Genomic DNA, 18,166 nt, shown 5'->3' with positions numbered 1-18,166 from the left:
TTCCCGCCCTGTCAGGCGGAGTTCCGGATCAGTTCGGATATGCGTTGGAAGTCCGGACCCTGGGCGCGATCCTCGCTGAGCGGTGGCACCTGTTCGCGAATTTGCCGATAGACATCCCGCGTACCTGTCCCAAGTTCGTTTTCCACGCCGCGCAGCTCCACGGCCTGGGCGGAGGCGATCAGCTCGATGGCAACGAGATAGCGTAGCCGCTCGATGATCGCTTCGGTCTTTGCAAGGACGCTCGGCGCCATCGATGCCTGATCCTCGACGCCATCGGCGACTGGTATGGGCGTGAGCGAGATCGGCGCGGCGAAATGGCGAATTTCCGCCTCGAGCGCCGAGACGGTTTTCTGGACCGTGGCAAACCCGGTGCGGCTCTGGCCAAGCGGCGTCAGGAAGCGCGGCAGGTCCGACATGCCGGCCGACATGATCTTCATCGTGCGATAGGCGGTCCCCGCGGCGCAATGCGCCAGTGCCTGACCGAGCCGTTCCCATGCCAGCACGAAGGCGGTCATGTCGAAATTGCCGTGCGACAGCATCAGGCCTTCGTCGATCAGCACGACGGGATTGTCGCCGGAGCTGGCAATCTCGATCTCCGTTATCTGACGCGACTCGTCGATCGCATGGAGGAGGGCGCCCGAGACCTGCGGCGCGCAGCGGTAGCTCAAGGGATCCTGCAGCCGCCGCGCCGCGCCATCGGCCAGCAGGGAGCTTCCGGTCAGCAGATCACGAAGCCGAGCGGCCGCCTCGCGCTGGCCGAAGGCCGGCCGTGCCGCCAGCGCCCGGTCATCGAAGGCGGTCACATTGGCGCGGAAAGCCTCGAAATTCAGAGCGACGGCGGCAAGCGACCAGGTGAACAGCTGTTCGATATCTTCAAGGCAGAGGCAGGCCTTGCCGACGGACAGGCTGTTGGCGACGACAATCGCATGTCCGTCCTTCGGCGCAAGACGAAGCGGTTCGAGCCCGGCTGTCATCAGCGCCTCGCCGGCTGCCATGACAGCGCCACCGATTTCCGCTTCGCCGTCGCCCAGAAGCGCTCTGCCCATATGCGCCAGCGGCGCAAGGTCGGCGGCACCGATCGAGCCGAGAGAAGGCACGACCGGATGGAAACCGGCATTCAATGCCGCGACGAGACCCGAAAATACCGGCAGCGACACGCCGGAGCCGCCAGCCGCCATTCCGGCGATACGGACGGCCATCATTGCGCGCACGACGTCTCGCGGAAGGGGAGCCCCGACGCCGACGGCCCGCGCTTGCGGCACGCGCAGTTGGAAGGCCACAAGATCGTCGGTCGCCAGGCGCGTATCGACGCCCGCGCCGAGCCCGGTTGTCAGGCCGTAGACGGGCATGTCGGATGCCGTGTAGCGATCGACGATGGCGCGCGCGGCAAGGATCTTATCTTCGACATCGGAGGAAATCGTCACCCGGGCATTCCGCCTCGCAATGGCGGCGATGTCGCTCACCGTCGGAGCTGCTCCCGTGAAGGAGACGATGTTGCCGGCGGTGGTCATCCCTGCCTGCCCTCCAGAAGAGCGAGCGGCTTTGCCCGTCCCTTGCCCGAGCGCGCTTCCAGCCGGTACTTGTCGCCGGGATAGGAGAGCAGCGCGCAGGTGACGACGGCATCGCCGGACCATGTGCGGCGGAAGACCCTGAGGCAAGGCTGATCTGGCTTCATGCCGAGCAGTTTCCTCACCGTTGCATCCGGCTTCATCGCCTCGACGAAATGCTCGAATTCGGTGATCGGTGCCACCCGGGTCAGATATTCGTTCGGAGTGATCTCGTTGAAATCATTGGTGAGATAATCGGGTGCCACGACCGGATTGACATAGCGTTCCTCGACCTGGATCGGCTGATTGTCTTCCAGATGCACGATCAGCGTATGCATGACTTCGATACCGGGCTCGAGATCGAGCGACTGGGCGACGCTGGCGTCCGCCTTGATGCGGTCGGCAATCAGCACCTTGGCGGTATGGCGATGGCCGCGGCTGGAAATCTCCTCGGCGATGTTCTTGATCTGCAGCAGATCGATATCGTGACGCTGCGAGGAAACAAAGGTGCCGAGGCCAGCGGAGCGCGTCAGCACGCCTTCGAACATCAGTTCGCGCAGTGCTCGGTTGGCGGTCATGCGGCTGACGCCGAAGGACGAGACCAGCTCGCTTTCGGAAAAGACACGATCGCCCGGCTTGAGCGTGCCTTCGGCGATCAAACCCATGATCTTTTCCTTGATGCGCAGATAATGCGGCGCATCGCCCGCCGGTTTGGGTTTCGGTCCAGTCATGCCAACCTCGCAGTTCCATAATCGAGCGCCGTGACAGCACGCGCGGGCACTCGAGCCCGGAAGCGTATGTCTTGGCTTTCTCGCCAAATATCGAATTCCAGCCGGTCGCCGGGAAAGACAACGGCGGTGAAGCGGGCGGCGATGAAGCCGACATCCGCGATGTCATTCGTGCCCAAAGTTTTCCCGATCGCATAGCCCGCATGGCCGAAAGTGCACAGACCATGCAGGATCGGGCGCTTGAAGCCCGCCAGGGCCGCATAGTCCGGATCGGAATGAAGCGGGTTGAGATCGCCGTTCAAGCGGTAGAGAAGAGCGGCATCCTCGGGCACGACGATTACCAGGTTCGCATCCGGCTTGCGGTCGGGCAGGGGCGCCAGCGGTTCCGGCGGCGTTCCCGCCGATCCGCATCCGCCGTCGTCGCGACAGGCATTCGTCTGCACGATGGTTGCGACCGGCGTCTCCTCCGCTTGGGTGAGGATCGTTCGCTCGAACGTCGCGAACATGCCTTTTTCCGGCCCGCGATCCACGACCGACAGCATGCGTGAGCGCGATTTGAGCGGGATGTCGAGGGGAAGCGGACGATGGATCGTCAGCCGATGCTCGGAGTGAACGAGGCGCTGCCAGTTGACGCCCGCGTCCTTCATCCAGGAGCCGGCATGGGCAACGACGTTGGCGAGCGTCGGCGTGGGGCGCAGATCATGCTCCTGCAGCCGCTGCAGATGCGCCGGATCGAGAGGGGCGGCGCCATAGCCGACGGTCAGCGCGTAGAGAATGGCGTCGCGCGCCGTTACCGTCTGCCGGGCTTCCGGAATGGGAAAATCCATGAGCGCTTGCAGCGAGACGGTCATGGTCACGCTCCCGACTTGGCGGTAGGTTTGCGCACGCCGCCCGCTAGGCGAATGCCGCCATCGACGGAGAGCAATTCGCCGGTGACGAACTCCGCACCTTCGACTAGCCAGACAACCGCGCCGGCGACATCTTCGGGTATTGCGACACGTCCGAGCGGTGCTGTGCCGGAAAAGCGCGCGGCGAGCGCATCATAGGCGTCGGTTCCCAGCGTCTGGCGCATCCAGCGGGTATCGATGACGCCGGGGCAGACGGCGTTAACGCGGATCTCCGGGCCGCAGGTGCGGGCGAGCGCCATGGTCAGCGCGTTGAGCGCGCCCTTGGATGCGGTGTAGGCAAGCGAGGTGCCGCCACCGGTAAAGGCGACATTCGAGGAGACGTTGACGATCGCGCCGGCGCCGGTTGCGCGCATGGCCGGAATGGCGGCGCGGCACATCTGGTAGGCGCCGACAACATTGACGCCGAACACCTTCTGGAAATCCTCCGCCGAAAGCGTTTCTAGATCGAAGGGATCGGATTTGACGGTAATAGCGGCATTGTTGACCAGCGCATCGAGCCGGCCCCAGCGCTCCACGGCCCTGGCCACCATCGCGCGGCAGGCGGCATCGTCCGATACGTCGGCCTGAACGAGCTCGACCTCGGTGCCGAGCGCCTTGCAGGCGGCGGCCGTTTCTTCTGCCTCGTCGCGGCTGCGGCTGTAGTTGACGACGACTCTTGCGCCCTTTTCAGCAAACATGCGGACGCAGGCAGCGCCGACGCCGGTCGCTGATCCCGTGACGATGACGACGGAGCCATCAATCTTCATGGCCGGAATCCTTCATGGCGGATTGACGGAAGAGGCGGGTGTCCATCTGTCCGAGCTTGTCGGCGATGGCAACGCCCGACGGCAGACGGTCGATGACATGCGCTTTCGTATCGATGCCGGGCGCGATCTCCGTCAGTGTCAGCCGGCTGTCGATGACGTGAAAAACGGCGCGTTCGGTGATGACGATCTGCTTCTGGCCTTGCGGAGCGGCACCGGGATCGGAGCTTACTTGCGCCACCTTCTCGACGATCTTGCAGGAACGGCCGTCCGCCATGATCGAGAGCTTCCCATCCTCGACCCGGATATCGGCGCCGCCATGTGAGAACGAGCCCATATAGACGACGGTGCCGGCGGTCTGGGAAATATTGGTGAAGCCGCCGACGCCGACGATGGACTTGCCGAAGCGGCTGACATTCACCGCGCCGCGAACATCAACCTCCGCCATCCCTAGGAAAGCGACATCGAGGCCACCGCCGTCGTAAAAATCGAACTGGGAAGCCTGCGCAATGATGGCGCTCGGATTGACCGCCGCGCCGAAGGAAAGCTCCTCGGCCGGAATGCCGCCGATAACGCCGGATTCGATGGTGACGGTATAGTCGTCATAGGCTTCTTCGCTGGCGATGCGGCCGATCCCCGCCGCGATGCCGATGCCGAGATTGATCGTCGCTTGGGCGCGGCCGAGAAGTTCCCGGAAGGCGCGGCGTTGGATCACCTTGTCGACGGAAAGCGGCAGTGGTGGCAATTGGCCGGCTGCGGCCCGGAAGCGGCCGGTATAGGCGATATTATCGGTCTCGCCGAAGCTGACGCCATGCTGGGCGGGATCGTTGCAGACCACCACGTAATCCACCAGCATGCCCGGAATGCGTACATCGGCGGCGCGTAGCGAGCCGCGTTCGGCGATGCGCTTGACCTGAACAATAACGATGCCGCCAGAATTCCGGCCGGCCTGCGCCATGGCGAGAACATCGACCGGAAAGGCTTCGTCCTCCATCGTGATATTACCGTCCTCGTCGGCGGTCGTGCCGCGCAGAAGAACGCAATCGAGCGGCATCGAGGGATAGAGCAGCCAGTCGCGGCCGCGCAAGGTAACCCGCTCCACAAGCTCCGTCGTCGTGCTTTCATTCAGCCGGCCACCGCCATGCAGCGGATCCATGAAGGAGCCGAGGCCGATATGGGTGACAACACCGGGTTGGCCGCTGGCGATGGCGCGATAGAGCTGGGCGATCACGCCCTGCGGCCAGCAATAGGCATCGATCTTTTCTGCCAGTGCGAGTTCGCCGAGCCGCGGAGTGCCGCGCCAGCCGCCGGCGATGACGCGCTTGACGAGGCCTTCATATCCGAAATGGCCCATGCCGCGCGTCTTGCGGTCGCCGGCGCTGGCGGCAAACAGGAGCGTAAGATCACGGGGAGTGCCTTCCGCCAGGTAGCGCTCCTCGACGGCGGCTGAAATGGCCTCGGGATGGCAGCATCCTCCAAAAGCGGAAGCGGCGACGGTCATGCCGTCTTTCAAAAGAGCCGCCGCTTCATTCGAAGTGATGATCTGCATAAACGCATCCATTTAAGGGTTGGCTGTATATACAGGCATAGCGAATGAGCGTTTGCAAGGCAATAATCGATGCTGATTAAAAAATTAGCAGTTGATCGCGAAAACCGGCGTGGCGCGCCGTTTTCTGGAGCTCGCGGGCTGGGGCTTTACCCTTGCATATGTCGTTACTAATCAAATCGATGGTTTTTATCAAGTTGTAAGGCTGAGGATTTCAGGTCCGGCAATGCGGCGCGGTGTTCAGCGCGCGTTCGCAACGCGAGACATTTAAATGCAGGTTTTTGCATATTAAATGGGCAGGCCACTAGTCCGGCTAAAATTTTTGCCATCCCAGTTGCGCGGCCATTGGTTTCGTGTAACCTGTATATACAGGTGGAACAAGAATGGGTGAGCCAGGTTGATCACTTTCGAAAATGTGACGAAGCGCTATCACGGCGATGTTGTGGCGGTGAACGAACTGTCGTTCACGGCGCCGACCGGTAAATTGACGGTGCTTGTCGGCCCGTCCGGGTGTGGCAAGACGACATCGCTGCGCATGATCAATCGTCTCGTGGCTCCGAGCTCGGGAACGATCCGACTGGGCGACGAGCCGACGTCGCGGATGGACGAAGCGGTGCTTCGGCGTCGGATCGGCTATGTCATTCAGCATGCCGGCCTCTTCCCGCACCGGACGATCATCGACAATGTCGCGACGACCGCCAGGCTGAACGGCACGCCGAAAAAGCAGGCCCGCGCGATCGCGCTGGAATTGCTCGAGCGTGTCGGTCTTTCGGAAAGCTTTGCGGATCGCTATCCTTGGCAGCTTTCGGGCGGCCAGCAGCAGCGCGTCGGCGTGGCGCGCGCGCTCGCCTCCAACCCCAAATTCATGCTGATGGACGAGCCCTTCAGTGCGGTCGATCCCATTGTCCGCACGCAGCTGCAGGACGAGTTCCTGCGTCTTCAACGAGAGATGGGCAAGACCATCATCATGGTCACCCATGATATCGATGAGGCGCTTAAGCTTGGCGATCAGGTCGCGGTCCTGCGCGTCGGCGGCGAGCTTGCGCAGATCGCGACGCCACAGGAGTTGCTGACGAAACCGGCCGATGCCTTCGTCGCCAATTTCGTCGGCCGCGACCGGGGTTATCGTTTCCTGGGCTTCGTCGGCGCCAATGGCCGGCTATCTGTCAAGACCGAGCCGACCGTGCGGCTCGGCGATGCGCCGGAAGCAGCGCGAGGCGCCGCCAAGGATCGCTGGCTGCTGGTCACCAACGAGCGCGGAGAGCCGCTTGGCTGGACGGAACCGGCAAGCCTCAAGGGGCCAATCCGGATGGGCGACCTCAATCTTAGCGGCACGCTCGCCTCGGCCGACGGCTCACTGCGACAGCTTCTCGATGCGGCTTTGAGCTCGCCAAGCCGGCGCGGCGTCGTCGTCGACGACAAGGGTCAGCTGATGGGCTGCATCGGGGTCGCGGATCTGGTTGCGCTGCTGGACGGATCGGAAGATCCGGTGGCTCCGGTGAAGGGAGCGGACCATGCGGTTTGACTGGCTGCTGCGCGAGTCCGGGAATATTGCCAACCTGTTCTGGTGGCATGTCGGCCTTTCCGTCATTCCCGTTATCGCCGCTCTCATCCTTTCGCTGCCGCTTGGATGGCTGGCGCATAAGAGCGGGCTGTTCAAGTCGGCGATCCTCGGGGTCGCGGGCCTGCTCTACACCATCCCGTCGCTCGCGCTCTTCGTCCTTCTGCCTCTGGTGCTCCACACGAAAATCCTCGATCCGCTCAATGTGGTCGTGGCATTGACGGTCTATTCGCTGGCCCTGCTTGTACGCACCGTCAGTGATGGCCTCGGCGCCGTGCCCCCGGATACGCTGCAGGCCGCCACCGCCATGGGATATCGGTCCCTACAGCGATTTTTCCTGGTCGAGCTACCCATCGCCGTGCCGGTCATCGCGGCGGGTCTGCGTGTGGCGCTCGTCTCCAATGTCAGCATCGTTTCCGTCGCTGCCTTGATCGGGACACCGCAGCTTGGGCTGTTGTTCACGCAAGGTCTTCAACTCCGGTTCGTCACGCCGCTGATCGCCGGCATCGTGCTCTGCCTGCTGCTGGCTGTCGTCCTCGATGGTCTCGTCATCCTGCTCAATCGCTGGCTGACGCCCTGGCGTCCGAGAAAGGTGTGAGCTCATGATCGAATGGTTTCTCAATCCAGCGCAGTGGCAAGGCTCGGAAGGCATCCCGAACCTTCTCGCCCAGCACCTGCAATATAGCTTCATCTCTCTTTTCATCGCGGCGCTCATCGGCCTGCCTGCCGGCCTCTATGTCGGGCATACCGGCAAGGGGACCTTCCTGATCGCCGGCCTTGCCAATGCCACGCGCGCCTTGCCGAGCCTCGGCCTGATCGTCCTGCTTGTCATCCTCGTCGGGCCTTATTTCAAAACGGATCTGGCCTATCTGGTGCCGAGCATCGCCGTCCTGGTGCTGATTGCGGTGCCGCCGATCATGATGGGCGCCTATTCCGGAATCACCTCGGTGGATGCGGCTGCCGTCGATGCGGCCAGGGGCATGGGTTACCGGCCGCTCGCCTTGCTGCTCACCGTCGAGCTTCCCTGTGCATTGCCGCTGATCTTTTCGGGCTTCCGCAGCGCGGCCCTGCAGGTGATTTCGACAGCGACAATCGCCGCCTACGTCTCGCTTGGCGGCCTCGGCCGGCTCATCATCGATGGCCGTGCCCAAAACGACTACATGCAGATGGCCGCCGGCGCCGTTCTCGTGGGTGTTCTCGCCCTGATCGTCGACCTGTTCTTTGGCCTCGCATCCAGGATCGCAGTCTCGCCCGGCTTGACGCGCCGGACTGTGAAGGGCGCCGCCACCCGGCGCCAGCTTGCAAACGGAAAATAACGGAACAGCTAGGAAGAACGATAATGATAAAGCGAAACATGCTTGCAATCGGCGCCATTGCCATTTCTGCCCTTCTTGCGGTCGCTCCGCTCGCGCGGGCCGAAGACCCCTTGTCCTCGAGCACGCCACGCTCGGATGCGGATACGATTATCGTCGGATCCGCGGACTTCCCGGAAAGCCAGCTCCTTGCCAAGATCTATGCCCTGGCGCTGGCCGCCAAGGGCATGAAGGTGGACACGAAGCTCAATATCGGCAGCCGCGAAGTCTACATGCCGGCGCTGCTCGACGGTTCGATCGACCTTCTTCCCGAATATGCCGGCGCGACGCTGAGCTACCTCGACAAGAACGCGACTGCGCATGCCCCGAAGGATGTCGTCGAGGCGCTCGGCAAGGTGCTGCCGAAGGGCGTGTCGATGCTGACGGCATCCGATGCCCAGGATTCGGACGTGCTTGCCGTCACCGAGGAAACCGCAAAGAAATACTCCCTGACGTCGATCGAGGATCTGAAGCCGGTCGCCGGTGAACTCATCCTCGGTGGTCCGCCGGAATGGAAGACGCGCAAGGAAGGCGTTGTCGGCCTGAAGGACGTCTACGGCCTGGTATTCAAGGATTTCAAAACCCTTGATGTCGCTGGTCCGCTCACCCTTTCGGCTCTGACCAATGGTCAGGTCCATGCGGCTGACATGACCTCGACCGATCCGGCGATGAAGGCGAGCAAGCTCGTCGCGCTGAAGGACACGAAGAACCTGTTCCCGGCGCAGAACATCCTGCCGATCATCGCCACCAGCAAGGTCAGCGACAAGGTCACCGCGACGCTCAACGCCGTCTCCGCCGCACTGACGACCGAGGATCTGATCGAGATGAACGGTCGCCTCGCCAATCAGGAAAGCTTCGACACCGTTGCCGGCGATTGGCTGACGAAAAACAAGCTGAACTAATCGATATCACGGCGGCCGAGCCCATGTTCGGCCGCCGGCACCTGGATAGAGGGAAGTAGAGAGGCCGCTTGTCTCCAGACGGAGAAGGTTGGCATCCGTCCAGGGAGGGCGGAAATGGAACATAGCGATCAATCGTCACACGCCTCCACCACCGTCACGCTCGGCACCGCACCGACCGCGATCGAGGAGATCGCAGCGATCGCGATGGGAGCAAAGGTCGCACTTTGCCCCGACGCCATCGCCGGCATGAGCAGGGTCCAGCAACATCTCCTCAAGGCGATCAAGAATAACGTGCCGATCTATGGTCTGACGACCGGGGTTGGTGACCTCTATACCGTCAAGCTCAAGCCCGAGGACATGTCCCAGATGCAGCTCAACACGCTGCTCAGTCATGCGAGCGGCATGGGCACGCCGCTTGATCCGCCGGCCGTGCGCGCCATCATGGCGACCATGATCAAGGCGCTCTTGCAGGGTTGCAGCGGCGTCAGCGCCGGACTTGTGGAGACCATGAGCGAGATGCTCAACCGCGGCGTCATTCCCTGGTCGCCTGCGAAAGGTTCGGTCGGCTATCTGATCGCCACCTCGCATATCGGTCTCGTCATTTTCGGCGAGGGCCGCGCCTGGTACGAAGGCGAGCTGCTTTCCGGACGCGAGGCGATGACCCGCGCCGGTATTGCCGTCAAGGCTCCCGGCCCACGCGAAGGGCATGCGCTGATCAGCGGCACCTATGAGATTACCGGCATCGGTGCACTCGCCATCCATCAGGCCGAGCAACTGGTGGCGATCGCCGATATCGCCGGCGCCATGAGCCTGGAGGCATTGAAGGGCAACAGCCGGGGCTATGACGAGCGTCTTCAGCGGATGCGGCCGCATCCCGGCCAGGCCGAGACGGCGAGCCGGCTGCGAAGCCTTCTCTCGGGTAGCGAGGTACTGGAGAAGCATCGCGATCATCGCCTTCAGGACGCACTCAGCCTGCGCTGCATTCCGCAGGTCCATGGCGGTGTGCGCGACGCGCTCGCCTATTGCCGGGATGTCCTGGCCATCGAGATCAATTCGGTGACAGACAATCCCGTTTTTGTCATCGAAGACGATGAACTTGTGCCTCTGCCCGGCGGCAATGGCCATGGTGCGCCGACGGCGCTCGTGCTGGATGTGCTGGCGATCGCCATTGCCCATGTGAGCACCATGTCGCAGGCAAGGTCGGATCGCCTGACCAATGGCCATATCAGCGAGCTGCCGCCTTTCCTCATGGGCGCGAGCGGCGCCAATTCCGGCTTCATGATCCCGCCCTATGCGGCGGCGGCCATTGCCGGCGACAATCGCAGCCTTGCGGCACCGGCTTCGGTCCATACGGTGACCACCTGTGCCAGTCAGGAAGACCATGTGAGCATGGGCGTCTCCGCCGCAATGCAGGCGCGCACTGCGGCCGACAATCTCGCCGATATCCTGACGATCGAGCTGATCTGTGCTGCGCAGGGGTTGGAATTCCACCGGCCGTTACGGCCGGGGAAGGGTACGGGTGCGGCTTATGACGCGATCCGGCATGTCGTTCCGCCGCGCGACAGCGACCGCGCCATGTATCCGGAACTGCAGGCCGTCCGTGACATCATCGACAACGGCACCATCGGGAGGGCCGTCGACCGTGCCCTCGCAGTCAACATTTAAGAGCTTGGAGACTTCCGTGACCGAAGCAACGCAGGCCGTACGGCCGCTGGATGGAATAAAGGTGCTGGATCTGGCGCGCGTGCTTGCGGGGCCTCTGTGCTCGGCCATGCTGGGCGATCTCGGCGCGACGGTGACCAAGATCGAAATTCCCGATCATGGCGACGATTCCCGCGCCTTTTCCCCGCATGTCGGCGGCGAGAGCAGCTATTTCATGCTGGTCAATCGCGGCAAGAAGAGCGTCACGCTCGATCTGAAATCGGATGAGGGCCGCGAACTGCTGCTCGGACTGATCAAGCAGGCCGATATTCTTGTCGAGAATTTCCGGCCGGGTGTCACGGCGCGTTTGGGCATCGATTTCGAAAGCGTGAAAGCGCTCAATCCGCGCCTGATCTATGTCAGCATTTCCGGTTTCGGTCAGGACGGGCCGCTTGCCCATCGCGCCGCCTACGATCACGTCGTCCAGGCGATGGGCGGTATCATGACCGTCACCGGCTGGCCGGATGGGCCGCCGACGCGCGTGGGCGATGCGATCGGCGATGTTGTCGCCGGCATCTACGGCTCCTGGGGCGCGCTTGCGGCGCTGCTTCAGCGCGATCGCACCGGCAAGGGCCAGCATGTCGATGTCGCCATGCTCGATTCCATCATGTCCCTGCAGATGGTCTCACTGTCACAGATTACAGGCGGCAGAGGCGCACCCGGCCGCGTCGGCAACGCGCATCCGATCAGTGCGCCGATGGATTCCTATCAGGCGACCGATGGCTATGTTGTCATCGCCGTTGCCAATGATGCGCTCTTTGCCCGACTGGCGCGCGCGCTCGGCAATCCGGGCCTGACCGCGGATCCCCGCTTCAAGACGGACCCCGATCGGCAGAGCCATCAGGAGGAGCTGAGAGCCATCATCGAGGGCTGGACGCGCACCCGCTCGACGGAGGAGGTGACGCAGCTGCTCGACGAGGCGGGTGTCCCGGCCGCGCCGATCTACGATCTCGCCCAGGCGCTTGCCACGCCGCATGCGCAGCACCGCCAGCTGTTGCATACCGTGCAGCATCGCAATGCCGGTGAATTCCAGGTCATGCCGCAGCCGGTCCGTTTCAGCGGCATTGCTTCGGGTGGCGATTATGTCGCGCCGACCCTGGGGCAACATACGGATGCGGTTTTGAGCGATGAGCTGGGGCTGGACGGCCCCGATATCGAAAATCTCCGGCTGCGGGGAGTCATCTGACCATGGCGCAGGATATTAACGACAAGACCCGCATTCGGCCGAAGGTCGCCGTGCTCGGTGCAGGCACGATGGGTGCCGGCATCGCCGGCGTATTTGCAGCACAAGGCTATACCGTCGCCGTCTATTCCCGCAGCGCGGAGACACTCGACAAGGCGAGGAGCCGGATCGTCGCCATCGGCGGCGAAGCGGCGGTGGAGTACACGACCTCGATCGAGGACTGCGTCGCTGGCGCCGGTATCGTCAGTGAGAATCTGGCGGAAGACGTCACGCTGAAGCAGCGCATCTTCGGCGAGATCGAAGCCACGGCGCCGGTCGATTGCCTTTTGACGACGAATACCTCCAGCGTTCCGATCACCCTGATCGCGGCGGGGCTCGCCCGGCCGGAGCGGGTCGTCGGCATTCACTGGTTCAATCCACCGGCCGTCATGCCGCTTGTCGAGATCGTGCGCGGCGAGAAAACCTCGGATGAGGTCGTTCAACGCGCCCGCGTGCTCTGCGCCGATATCGGCAAGGAAGTGATTGAGGTGAAGACCGATATAGCGGGCTTCGTCGTCAACCGGCTGCAATATGCGATCCTGCGAGAAGCACTCCACCTCGTCGAAGTGGGCGCCGCCTCCATCGAGGATGTCGACCGGGCGGTCGAGACCACGCTCGCGCCGCGCTGGTCAGCGGCAGGGCCGCTGCGGCTGATGGATCTGGCCGGTCTCGATACGGTCGAGAAAGTGTCGCGTATATTGATGCCAGCGCTCGATCGCAGCGAAGGCATACCCTCCCTGGTGAGCCGGCTGTGTGAGGAGGGGGCCTTCGGAACGAAGAGCGGTCGCGGTTTTTACGACTGGACAGCCGAGGAGATTGCCGCCGCGATCGCGCGTCGCGACGATACCGTCCGCCTGCTAACGGAAAGGCGCAAGCCATGACATCATCTCTCGTCAAAACCGAGAAGCAAGACGGCTTCGCGCGCGTCATCCTCGACCGTCCGGCCAAGCGAAACGCGCTCAATATCGAGATGCTGACCGGGCTTGTCGACGCGCTGCGCGATTGCCAGGCGGATCCAGCCTTGCGGGCGATCGTCATCAGCGGCAGCGAGCACGGCTTTGCCGCCGGCGCCGATATCGGATCGCTCGCCGCCGCCAGTCCCATCGAGCTTTATACCAGCGGCTTCAGCGAGAAATGGGACGAGGTGGCGGCCATCGCCAAGCCGCTCATCGCCGCGATTTCGAGCTATGCCCTCGGCGGCGGTCTTGAGCTGGCACTGATCTGCGACATCGTCGTCGCCGATCGCACAGCGCTGTTCGGCCTTCCGGAAACCGCGATCGGCACCATACCCGGCGCCGGCGGGACACAGCGCCTGGTGCGCGCCGTCGGCAAATCCATGGCGATGGAGATGGTTCTGGCCGGGCGCAAACTCGATGCGGAAGAGGCAAGAGCCTGCGGCCTGATCAGCAGCATCGCCGGCGATGGCGAGACCGTGGACGATCTAGCCTGCGCGATCGCCGAACGCATCGCCAAGGCTGCACCGCTTGCCGTGGCGATGGCCAAGGCCGCGGTGCTCGAAAGCTTCGAAGCGCCGCTCTCCGTCGGCATCCGATACGAACGCTCGCTTTCGGCCCTGATCGCAGCAAGCGATGACCGGGCGGAGGGGATGCGTGCCTTTGCCGCGAAGGAGCCGCCGCAGTTCAAGGGACGGTGAGGTGCGCGGTTTCCACCAACTCCTAAAGCTGGCGCCGAATGCGATGGCATCTCTTCCGGATCGAGTGGGTCAGGCGGTCAAGGATCTTTGTCGGATCGCCGCCTCGTTCCAAGATGTCTGTTCTGGCGCTATCGCAGGCACTGTCAACAAGCTCCGCAAGTTCCTCGATACGCTTGATCGTCGACGCCGGGCTGAGGCCCACCTCTTCGGCAAATGTTCTCCAATCCTTGCCGTGCAGATCCGAAGCGTTGAATTTTCCTCCGATGCCTTGCGGCAGGCTCTGATCGACTTGTTCGTAAGCTGCCGCGCACATCACGTCGTATAGCGGCGCCAATTTAGCCGATCCACCCGCGCCTATCAGGATGGAGTAGTTTTTCGCATGCGAATCTGAGTTGCAGATCAGCAGGTTGAAGATGACGGCATCCAGCAGTTTTAGTCGCTCACCCGGCGAGATCAGATCATTGATCGCACCGAACATCTGTCTCATCGTGAGGCCCGCGCCGGATGATGAGCGCTCATATTTTTGCAACGGAAAGTGGCCGGTAAGCTGGCAAAGATCTTCCTGATGGACCCGGCGCATGTCGCCTTGCCCATCGGTGAAACGATCATAGCGCTTCACCAGCAGATAGCGACGCTTGCCCGCCTGACCGATCGTCGCCTCGGCGGCGTCCAGGCCGCATACCCCGGCCAGCGCCAGGCAGAAAGCTTCGTTGTCGACGCTTCCTGTCAGGCGATCCGTGTCCGGCTTGACGATATGGGTCGAGGGGGTGCCGTCGACCGGGATTGAGATCCGGCCATCTTGATCGACAAAGACCGGCAGTTTTTCCTGGACGCCAGCCAGCGACATCGAGACGCCACGCTCACCGACGAGAAATGGCCTGGCTGGAAGTTCATTCAGAATGCGCTCCAGCGCCGTCTCGTCCGGAACCGGTCTGAGATGGACGCCGGGTTTCTTTGGCTCATCGATGGACAGGGCACCGGCGGTGTCGCGGCCGATATGCCCAAGGAGACCGACGATATCCTGGGGGGATACCTTGAGGCGTTGCCCGATTTCAGCAAGATGAAGTTCGGGCAGCAGGTTGGCGAGCCAGGGAAGGAGTTTGTCCGCAGCCACCGGTCCTGATTGCAACGGCATCGTAAGCGAAACTGGAAAAGCGGAGCGGCGTGCTTCCCATGTGGGATCGTAGTCGAGACGCCACTGATCCGTGAACGTCAGGTACGCAACCGGAAATCTCTCGTAATAGATGGCTATCATGTCCCGTCACCAAAGGTCGGCAGGAAGCCGAGTTCGTCGTCTTCCTGTTTCGACGGCTGTGGCGATGCGGATTTGAGATCTGCGAGCTCGCAGCCTACGGCACGAGCAACGATGAGTGCCTTTTCAAGCTGACAACTCGGCTTGCCCGCCTCCAGCTCGACAATGAAGCGCTCGCCTGTCCCAGACCGGGTCGCGAGTTCGGCCTGCGTCCAGCCGAGTGCTTTCCGCTTGTTTTTGATCAGGGTTCCAAAGTCGCGCGCCGAGCGGATCATTCTCATCTCCTGTTTGTCTTACCGTACAGGAAGATTTTCATGCCAACAAGGGTGATCTTACCGATCGGTAAGTATATCGCGTGGAGATCAAAATACTTCCCGATCGGTAAGTTATTTCATGGAGAGACACCTGTTGACAGCGATGATTTCAACGGCTCTTGAGATCACATCGTCGCGCCGAGCTGCCAGGGTACGAATTCGTTGCGGCCGTAGCCGAGCAGTTCGGATTTCGAGCGCTTGCCGGAGGCGGTCTCCAGAATGGACTGGAAGATCTCGCGGCCCTTTTCCTCGATCGACACGCCGTCGATGATATCGCCGCAATTGATGTCCATGTCCTCTTCCATCCGTGTGAACAGATCGGAATTGGTGGCGAGCTTGAGGGAAGGCGTCGGCTTGCAGCCATAGGCCGATCCACGGCCGGTGGTGAAGCAGAGTACGTTGGCGCCGCCCGCAACCTGGCCGGTCGCCGCGACCGGATCGTAGCCGGGCGTATCCATGTAGACGAAGCCCTTGCGGTCGATGCGTTCGGCATAGCGATAGACGCCGCGCAGGGTGGAACTGCCGCCCTTGGCGACGGCGCCGAGGGATTTCTCCAGGATGGTCGTCAAGCCGCCGGCCTTGTTGCCGGGCGAGGGGTTGTTGTTCAATTCACCGCCCGTTTTGGCGGCGTAATCGCGCCACCAGTCGATCAGGTCAACGATCTTCTGGCCGACTTCGGGGCTTTCCGCCCGCCGAGTGAGGAGGTGTTCCGCGCCATAGATCTCCGGCGTTTCAGAGAGGATCGCGGTGCCACCATGACGCACGAGAATATCGACGGCTGCTCCCAGCGCAGGATTGGCGGTCAGCCCGGAATAGCCGTCCGAACCGCCGCATTGCAGCGCCAGCATCAGCTCCGAGGCCGGAACCGTCTCGCGCACCGACTTGTTGGCAAACGGTAGCATCTCGCGGATTTTCTCGACACCCATCATCACAGATTTACGCGTACCGCCGACCTCCTGGATCGTCAGGCTCTGAAAATGCTCGCCCTCGGCAATCCCGTAGGTCTTTTTCAGGCGCGGGATCTGAAACACCTCGCAGCCAAGCCCGATCAGAAGGATGGCGGAGAAATTGGGGTGGCTGGCATAGCCCCATTGGGTCCTTGCCAGCAGATCATATTCCTCGCCCTTGCTGCCCATGCCGCATCCGGTTCCGTGCGTGAAGGGAACGACGCCGTCGACATTGGGATAATCGGCAAGGATGCCGGAGCGCATGATCTCGTCGGCGATGAAGTCGACGACGGTGGCGGAACAGTTCACCGAGCTGAGGATGCCGATATAATTTCGCGTGCCGACGCGGCCGTCGGCGCGCCGGAACCCCTCGAATGTTGCTGGGCTTTCGCCGGGCAGAAGCCCGCCATCGGGCTTCGCCTCGGAGGAAAAGGCATAATCGCGCTCGAAATCATGAATCGCGACATTGTGTTCGTGCACCCAGTCGCCCGGCTGGATATCGCTGCTCGCAAAACCGATGATCTGTCCGAATTTGCGGATCGGCTCGCCGGTCCGGATCGTCTGGACGGCGACCTTGTGGCCACGCGGAACGGGTGCCGCGACCGTGACGCCGCCATCGATTACCTTGCCGCGTGACAGGCTTTCGATGGTGATGACGACATTGTCGGCCTCATGGAGACGAAGCGTGCGCGGCGCGGCCATGCGATCACACCTCCAGAATGGCTTTGATGACGCCGGCTTCGGGGCGTAGCCATTCGGTGAAGAGCCCGGGAGCGTCGGACAGCGCGCCGCGATGGGTGTTGAGGGCGGCCGTCGGCACGCGTCCCGCTTCCATCTGCTTCACTACTTCGGCAAAATCGTCCGGCTGAGCATTGCGGCTGGCAAAGAGTGTGGTCTCGCGCTTGTGGAATTCCGGATCGGAGAAAGTGATGTCCTGGCGCACGACGCTGACGAGGACGTATCGGCCCGCGTGGGCGACGAAGCCGAAGCCGCGTTGCATCGCGCCGGCATTGCCGGTGGCGTCGATGACGACATCGAAGAAATCCCCATCCGTTAGGCGCTTGGCTTCCGCCTCTGCGTTTTCGTTGGCGAGAAGGGTCCTGTCGGCGCCGAGCGCGCTGGTCGTAAAGGCAAGGCGATCCTCGCGCATATCCATGACGGTCACATCAGCACCGCGCGCCTTGGCGAAGATGATCGCCGACATGCCGATCGGTCCCGAGCCGACGACGAGAACGCGATCGGAAGCCTGGATGTTGCCGCGCTTGACGCCATGGGCGCCGATCGCCAGGAACTCGATCATTGCAGCCTCGTCGAGCGAGGCCTTTCCGGCCGAGATGACGTTCTGTTCGGGAACGCACAGATATTCGGACATGCCGCCGTCTTTGTGCACGCCGAGCACGGCGATATTCTGGCAGGCATTGGTCACGCCGCGACGGCAGGCAACGCATTTTCCGCAGGAGAGATAAGGGACGATGTAGACATTGTCGCCCTTCTTCAGCCGCGGTGATTCTTGTGCGTCCTCGACGATGCCTGAGAGCTCATGGCCCATGACGCGCGGATATTCGAGGAAGGGGTGCTTGCCCTGGAAGATATGAAAATCGGTGCCGCATATGCCGACGCGTTTGATGCGGACCAGCACCTCGCCATCCGCAGGAACGGGAATATCCCGCTCGATCAGAGACAGCCGGCCCGGCTCGTTGCAGATCAGTGCTTTCATCGTTTACTCCTTGTCCGCAGGGGCCAGCCCGCTCGAACCGCTTTACGGGGTTGCAGGGAGCGCCGACAATGC

Annotated in this window: 18 protein-coding genes and 1 pseudogene; 9 read left to right on the top strand and 10 right to left on the bottom strand. The window is 62.5% G+C overall.

What is annotated here, in order from left to right:
* Positions 1-11 precede the first annotated feature (11 nt).
* From RRH01S_RS30750 to RRH01S_RS30730, 5 genes are read right to left on the bottom strand one after another with little or no spacing between them, the layout of a single operon-like run.
* On the bottom strand, positions 12-1,511 hold the full coding sequence (locus tag RRH01S_RS30750; protein ID WP_042476945.1) for an HAL/PAL/TAL family ammonia-lyase: 1,500 nt from the start codon (positions 1,509-1,511) through the stop codon (positions 12-14).
* Complete coding sequence (gene hutC / locus RRH01S_RS30745; RefSeq protein WP_007697368.1) at positions 1,508-2,278, bottom strand: histidine utilization transcriptional repressor HutC; 771 nt, start codon at positions 2,276-2,278, stop codon at positions 1,508-1,510. Before hutC ends, RRH01S_RS30750 begins: the two co-directional genes overlap by 4 nt.
* Complete coding sequence (locus RRH01S_RS30740) at positions 2,275-3,126, bottom strand: MaoC family dehydratase (RefSeq protein WP_042476942.1); 852 nt, start codon at positions 3,124-3,126, stop codon at positions 2,275-2,277. The genes hutC and RRH01S_RS30740 overlap by 4 nt, the downstream gene beginning before the upstream one ends.
* A 2-nt stretch (positions 3,127-3,128) precedes the next feature.
* Positions 3,129-3,929: an SDR family NAD(P)-dependent oxidoreductase gene (locus RRH01S_RS30735; protein ID WP_042476941.1), complete on the bottom strand. Its 801-nt coding sequence runs from the start codon at positions 3,927-3,929 to the stop codon at positions 3,129-3,131.
* Positions 3,919-5,475 (bottom strand): acyl CoA:acetate/3-ketoacid CoA transferase, encoded by a 1,557-nt coding sequence (locus tag RRH01S_RS30730; RefSeq protein WP_042476938.1) that lies wholly within the window; start codon positions 5,473-5,475, stop codon positions 3,919-3,921. The genes RRH01S_RS30735 and RRH01S_RS30730 overlap by 11 nt, the downstream gene beginning before the upstream one ends.
* A 394-nt stretch (positions 5,476-5,869) precedes the next feature.
* Between RRH01S_RS30730 and RRH01S_RS30725 the strand changes: the two genes are divergently transcribed.
* The 8 genes from RRH01S_RS30725 to RRH01S_RS30690 all read left to right on the top strand — a co-directional run bounded on the left by RRH01S_RS30725 (position 5,870) and on the right by RRH01S_RS30690 (position 13,864).
* Complete coding sequence (locus tag RRH01S_RS30725; protein WP_042476936.1) at positions 5,870-6,997, top strand: ABC transporter ATP-binding protein; 1,128 nt, start codon at positions 5,870-5,872, stop codon at positions 6,995-6,997.
* Complete coding sequence (locus RRH01S_RS30720; RefSeq protein WP_007697385.1) at positions 6,987-7,631, top strand: ABC transporter permease; 645 nt, start codon at positions 6,987-6,989, stop codon at positions 7,629-7,631. The genes RRH01S_RS30725 and RRH01S_RS30720 overlap by 11 nt, the downstream gene beginning before the upstream one ends.
* 4 nt (positions 7,632-7,635) lie before the next feature.
* Positions 7,636-8,349, top strand: coding sequence for an ABC transporter permease (locus RRH01S_RS30715; protein WP_042476933.1), 714 nt, complete (start codon positions 7,636-7,638; stop codon positions 8,347-8,349).
* 23 nt (positions 8,350-8,372) lie between these two features.
* Positions 8,373-9,287 carry an ABC transporter substrate-binding protein gene (locus RRH01S_RS30710; RefSeq protein WP_007697403.1) on the top strand — a complete coding sequence of 305 codons (915 nt, stop codon included), beginning with the start codon at positions 8,373-8,375 and terminating at the stop codon, positions 9,285-9,287.
* Between the two features lie 114 nt (positions 9,288-9,401).
* Positions 9,402-10,952 carry an HAL/PAL/TAL family ammonia-lyase gene (locus RRH01S_RS30705; protein WP_042476931.1) on the top strand — a complete coding sequence of 517 codons (1,551 nt, stop codon included), beginning with the start codon at positions 9,402-9,404 and terminating at the stop codon, positions 10,950-10,952.
* A gap of 16 nt (positions 10,953-10,968) precedes the next feature.
* Entirely contained in the window at positions 10,969-12,174 is a 1,206-nt protein-coding gene (locus RRH01S_RS30700) for a CaiB/BaiF CoA transferase family protein (protein WP_042476929.1), read from the top strand.
* A gap of 2 nt (positions 12,175-12,176) precedes the next feature.
* The gene (locus RRH01S_RS30695) at positions 12,177-13,091 is read left to right on the top strand and encodes a 3-hydroxyacyl-CoA dehydrogenase family protein (protein ID WP_042476927.1); all 915 of its coding nucleotides are present in this window, start codon (positions 12,177-12,179) and stop codon (positions 13,089-13,091) included.
* Positions 13,088-13,864 carry an enoyl-CoA hydratase-related protein gene (locus RRH01S_RS30690; protein ID WP_042476925.1) on the top strand — a complete coding sequence of 259 codons (777 nt, stop codon included), beginning with the start codon at positions 13,088-13,090 and terminating at the stop codon, positions 13,862-13,864. The genes RRH01S_RS30695 and RRH01S_RS30690 overlap by 4 nt, the downstream gene beginning before the upstream one ends.
* Before the next feature lie 22 nt (positions 13,865-13,886).
* On the opposite strand, the gene RRH01S_RS30685 is transcribed toward RRH01S_RS30690, so the two are convergent.
* Positions 13,887-14,711: a HipA domain-containing protein gene (locus RRH01S_RS30685; RefSeq protein ID WP_234711789.1), complete on the bottom strand. Its 825-nt coding sequence runs from the start codon at positions 14,709-14,711 to the stop codon at positions 13,887-13,889.
* Between RRH01S_RS30685 and RRH01S_RS35005 the strand changes: the two genes are divergently transcribed.
* A complete protein-coding gene (locus RRH01S_RS35005) occupies positions 14,664-14,987 on the top strand; it encodes a hypothetical protein (RefSeq protein WP_234711790.1) in 324 nt (107 codons plus the stop codon). The genes RRH01S_RS30685 and RRH01S_RS35005 overlap by 48 nt on opposite strands.
* On the opposite strand, the pseudogene RRH01S_RS35000 reads toward RRH01S_RS35005, so the two are convergent.
* From RRH01S_RS35000 to RRH01S_RS30670, 4 genes and pseudogenes are all read right to left on the bottom strand, one after another.
* Positions 14,889-15,119, bottom strand: a pseudogene (locus tag RRH01S_RS35000) (HipA N-terminal domain-containing protein); the annotation flags it as partial. The gene RRH01S_RS35005 and the pseudogene RRH01S_RS35000 sit on opposite strands and share 99 nt — an antisense overlap.
* Positions 15,116-15,391, bottom strand: a complete 276-nt coding sequence (locus RRH01S_RS30680; protein WP_007697411.1) for a helix-turn-helix transcriptional regulator — start codon at positions 15,389-15,391, stop codon at positions 15,116-15,118. The pseudogene RRH01S_RS35000 and the gene RRH01S_RS30680, both read right to left, overlap by 4 nt.
* 164 nt (positions 15,392-15,555) lie before the next feature.
* Positions 15,556-17,079 (bottom strand): UxaA family hydrolase, encoded by a 1,524-nt coding sequence (locus RRH01S_RS30675; RefSeq protein ID WP_042476921.1) that lies wholly within the window; start codon positions 17,077-17,079, stop codon positions 15,556-15,558.
* Positions 17,080-17,083: 4 nt separating this feature from the next.
* On the bottom strand, positions 17,084-18,094 hold the full coding sequence (locus RRH01S_RS30670) for a zinc-binding alcohol dehydrogenase family protein (protein ID WP_042476920.1): 1,011 nt from the start codon (positions 18,092-18,094) through the stop codon (positions 17,084-17,086).
* Positions 18,095-18,166 lie beyond the last annotated feature (72 nt).

Source organism: Rhizobium rhizogenes NBRC 13257, assembly GCF_000696095.1.
GTDB lineage: Bacteria > Pseudomonadota > Alphaproteobacteria > Rhizobiales > Rhizobiaceae > Rhizobium > Rhizobium rhizogenes.
This window is presented reverse-complemented; position numbering and strand designations above follow the sequence as displayed.

What these genes read in the sequence shown, in the direction of transcription:
- RRH01S_RS30750 (WP_042476945.1), bottom strand. Translation starts at nt 1,511, where the DNA reads ATGACCACCGCCGGCAACATCGTCTCCTTCACGGGAGCAGCTCCGACG.
- hutC (WP_007697368.1), bottom strand. Translation starts at nt 2,278, where the DNA reads ATGACTGGACCGAAACCCAAACCGGCGGGCGATGCGCCGCATTATCTG.
- RRH01S_RS30740 (WP_042476942.1), bottom strand. Translation starts at nt 3,126, where the DNA reads ATGACCGTCTCGCTGCAAGCGCTCATGGATTTTCCCATTCCGGAAGCC.
- RRH01S_RS30735 (WP_042476941.1), bottom strand. Translation starts at nt 3,929, where the DNA reads ATGAAGATTGATGGCTCCGTCGTCATCGTCACGGGATCAGCGACCGGC.
- RRH01S_RS30730 (WP_042476938.1), bottom strand. Translation starts at nt 5,475, where the DNA reads ATGCAGATCATCACTTCGAATGAAGCGGCGGCTCTTTTGAAAGACGGC.
- RRH01S_RS30720 (WP_007697385.1), top strand. Translation starts at nt 6,987, where the DNA reads ATGCGGTTTGACTGGCTGCTGCGCGAGTCCGGGAATATTGCCAACCTG.
- RRH01S_RS30715 (WP_042476933.1), top strand. Translation starts at nt 7,636, where the DNA reads ATGATCGAATGGTTTCTCAATCCAGCGCAGTGGCAAGGCTCGGAAGGC.
- RRH01S_RS30710 (WP_007697403.1), top strand. Translation starts at nt 8,373, where the DNA reads ATGATAAAGCGAAACATGCTTGCAATCGGCGCCATTGCCATTTCTGCC.
- RRH01S_RS30705 (WP_042476931.1), top strand. Translation starts at nt 9,402, where the DNA reads ATGGAACATAGCGATCAATCGTCACACGCCTCCACCACCGTCACGCTC.
- RRH01S_RS30695 (WP_042476927.1), top strand. Translation starts at nt 12,177, where the DNA reads ATGGCGCAGGATATTAACGACAAGACCCGCATTCGGCCGAAGGTCGCC.
- RRH01S_RS30690 (WP_042476925.1), top strand. Translation starts at nt 13,088, where the DNA reads ATGACATCATCTCTCGTCAAAACCGAGAAGCAAGACGGCTTCGCGCGC.
- RRH01S_RS30685 (WP_234711789.1), bottom strand. Translation starts at nt 14,711, where the DNA reads ATGTCGCTGGCTGGCGTCCAGGAAAAACTGCCGGTCTTTGTCGATCAA.
- RRH01S_RS30680 (WP_007697411.1), bottom strand. Translation starts at nt 15,391, where the DNA reads ATGATCCGCTCGGCGCGCGACTTTGGAACCCTGATCAAAAACAAGCGG.
- RRH01S_RS30675 (WP_042476921.1), bottom strand. Translation starts at nt 17,079, where the DNA reads ATGGCCGCGCCGCGCACGCTTCGTCTCCATGAGGCCGACAATGTCGTC.
- RRH01S_RS30670 (WP_042476920.1), bottom strand. Translation starts at nt 18,094, where the DNA reads ATGAAAGCACTGATCTGCAACGAGCCGGGCCGGCTGTCTCTGATCGAG.